3 protein-coding genes are annotated in these 2,221 nt (G+C 49.5%); 1 reads left to right on the top strand and 2 read right to left on the bottom strand.

Translation table 11 applies throughout. From position 1 onward, the window contains the following. The first annotated feature begins 70 nt into the window (after positions 1 to 70). On the top strand, positions 71 to 1,150 hold the full coding sequence (locus D6694_06225) for an NADH:flavin oxidoreductase (GenBank protein RMH44118.1): 1,080 nt from the start codon (positions 71 to 73) through the stop codon (positions 1,148 to 1,150). A gap of 1 nt (position 1,151) precedes the next feature. Here D6694_06225 and D6694_06220 read toward each other — a convergent pair whose 3' ends face one another. Both D6694_06220 and D6694_06215 read right to left on the bottom strand, forming a co-directional pair. Further along, positions 1,152 to 1,607 carry a hypothetical protein gene (locus D6694_06220; protein RMH44117.1) on the bottom strand — a complete coding sequence of 152 codons (456 nt, stop codon included), beginning with the start codon at positions 1,605 to 1,607 and terminating at the stop codon, positions 1,152 to 1,154. Next, on the bottom strand, positions 1,604 to 2,221 hold a 618-nt coding region (locus tag D6694_06215; GenBank protein ID RMH44116.1), incomplete at its 5' end, for a hypothetical protein. The genes D6694_06215 and D6694_06220, both read right to left, overlap by 4 nt.

Below are 2,221 nucleotides of genomic sequence, written 5' to 3'. Positions count from 1 at the left end.
TCCCAATGATCGCGACCATGTTCATCCTTTCAAGAAAAAGAAAGTAACAATTTAATTGCAATCCCGGTCAATGCACCACATGGACAATCACATTACCTTAAAATCCGGCCTGACCCTTCCCAACAGGTTTGCATTGGCTCCACTGACCAATACCCAATCCAATCCAGATGGAACGCTGCATGAAAACGAACTCAGGTGGCTTGTCCGAAGGGCCGGCCATTTCGGTCTGATATCCACCTGTGCCGCTTATGTATCAACGGAAGGAAAGGCTTGGCAAGGGCAATTGGGCATAGCTGAAGACCGGCATCTCCCAGGATTGAAAAGACTGACCCAATCCATCCATCAAAAAGGATCGAAAGTAATTGTCCAACTATATCATGGTGGATCCAAGGCGGAACTTGCACCCCAAAAAATTTCCAGCTCTCCAACTGAAAATGCCAAGGAAGCCACTGCCGACGACATCAAACGAATCACCAATGACTTTGTGATGGCTGCACGCAGAGCCGAGACTGCCGGTTTCGATGGAGTCGAAATCCATGGGGCCAATGGCTACCTCTTCACCCAATTCCTCTCACCGGTACTGAACCGAAGAAGAGATGAATATGGCGGGTCACTAGAAAACCGGGCTCGATTCCTGCGGGAGGTTACACGGGCTGTTCGCAAACATGTTTCCGACAACTTTGCAGTCTTTGTCCGGATCTCTCCCGTTGACCTGTATGCACGTCTCGGATTGACTCTGGAAGACAGCATGCAAGTGGCTCGATGGCTCGCTGCTGATGGTGCAGACGTCATCCATCTGTCGCTTCGTGAAGCATGGGGTCCTGCTCCTCATGAAGAAGACAGAACACCCGTGGTTACAAGAATCAAGGAAGCTGTTGGAGAGCATGCTGCCGTAGCCGCCGCAGGGGGTATCTGGCTTCAGGAAGATGCCCAGCGGTTCTTCGATGCTGGAGGAGACATTGCAGTACTCGGCAAGGCGGCCATTGCCCACCCCGACTGGCCCCTTGCATCTCTTCGCAACGATTTCAAACCTTTACGTGGCACTTGGCCTGTAGAATACCTGAAAAGCGTCGATGTAAGCGAACGTTTCATTAGCTATCTGAAACGATTTCCGGGACTCGTTGAAGGAGGAGCCCCTCCTAGGAATTAGTTTATTTCTTGATATTGCGTCTGAAGACTATGAGAGGTAGTATCATCACAACAGCCAATATCGGAAAATTGCCGGTATCCACACTCGTCTCGACTGTGGAATCTAAACCTCCGTTTTCTGTGACCGTGACCACTACCGTATCGTTTAACATTCCACTCCCATCGGTTACCGTCAATTCAAATGTCAGTGTACCCAATGGTGCGGACAGAATCTCATATTGGATCATGCCCTGTTCCACCACCCCTCTGGCTGCCATTAGGGTACCGTTGGCTTCTGTGGAAACTGTCAGTTCATAATTCCATCCTTCAGCGTTCGCCAAGCTCCATTGAAGTGTCAGGCTTTCTCCCTGACCTATGGATGCATCCTCGGGCAAGCTCAGAAACTCGGCATTGCCTTGAGCTCCCGCAATCAGAATTGAAATGATCAAAATGGTTGTCAATGGTAAAAACAGCTTCATGATCTTACCTCCTTTCTTCGAATAATGGGCAATGCCGCCAAGGCCAGCAGGGAAAGCAAGACCATTCCTCCACTGAAGGATGCCTCCGAATTGGTCGAACTTCCTGTAGCTGACATCACAAGTGCAAATATGATTGCCGTGACAAAAGTTCCATTCATATCTGCCAACTTGAGGACGATCTCATACATGCCCGGTCCCTGATGGATGAACACAAATGAGATATTTCCAGATGAAAAACTGCCGTTTTCCTGCTCACTGCCGTTCACTTGAATCGAGTAGCTGTCGGGATGTGACGCCAGCACAGTCCAAACAAGTGTCGTCTGGTTCATGTCATCTGCCATGAGGAAGGAAGAAGGTGACGAGATAATCCGCAATACATGGGGAACGGCAATTACCGTGACTAGAACCGTGCTGACAGCGGTCTGATTTCCTTCATTTCCGATTTCAACAGTCACATTGTGGACTCCTATGGCAAGACCGTCTACATCCACTGTCACCACAGATCCCGTAAGGTTGGCACTGGAGTGCATACTGCCATCCAGCCATACACTGTACCATGTGGCATTGAAGACCTCCCAAGTCAGTGAGTTGCCGGTTGTTCCATTTACATACTC

The organism is Gammaproteobacteria bacterium (assembly GCA_003696665.1).
GTDB lineage: Bacteria > Pseudomonadota > Gammaproteobacteria > Enterobacterales.
Note: the sequence above shows the minus strand (reverse complement) of the source record. Positions and strands in the feature narration are given on the sequence as shown.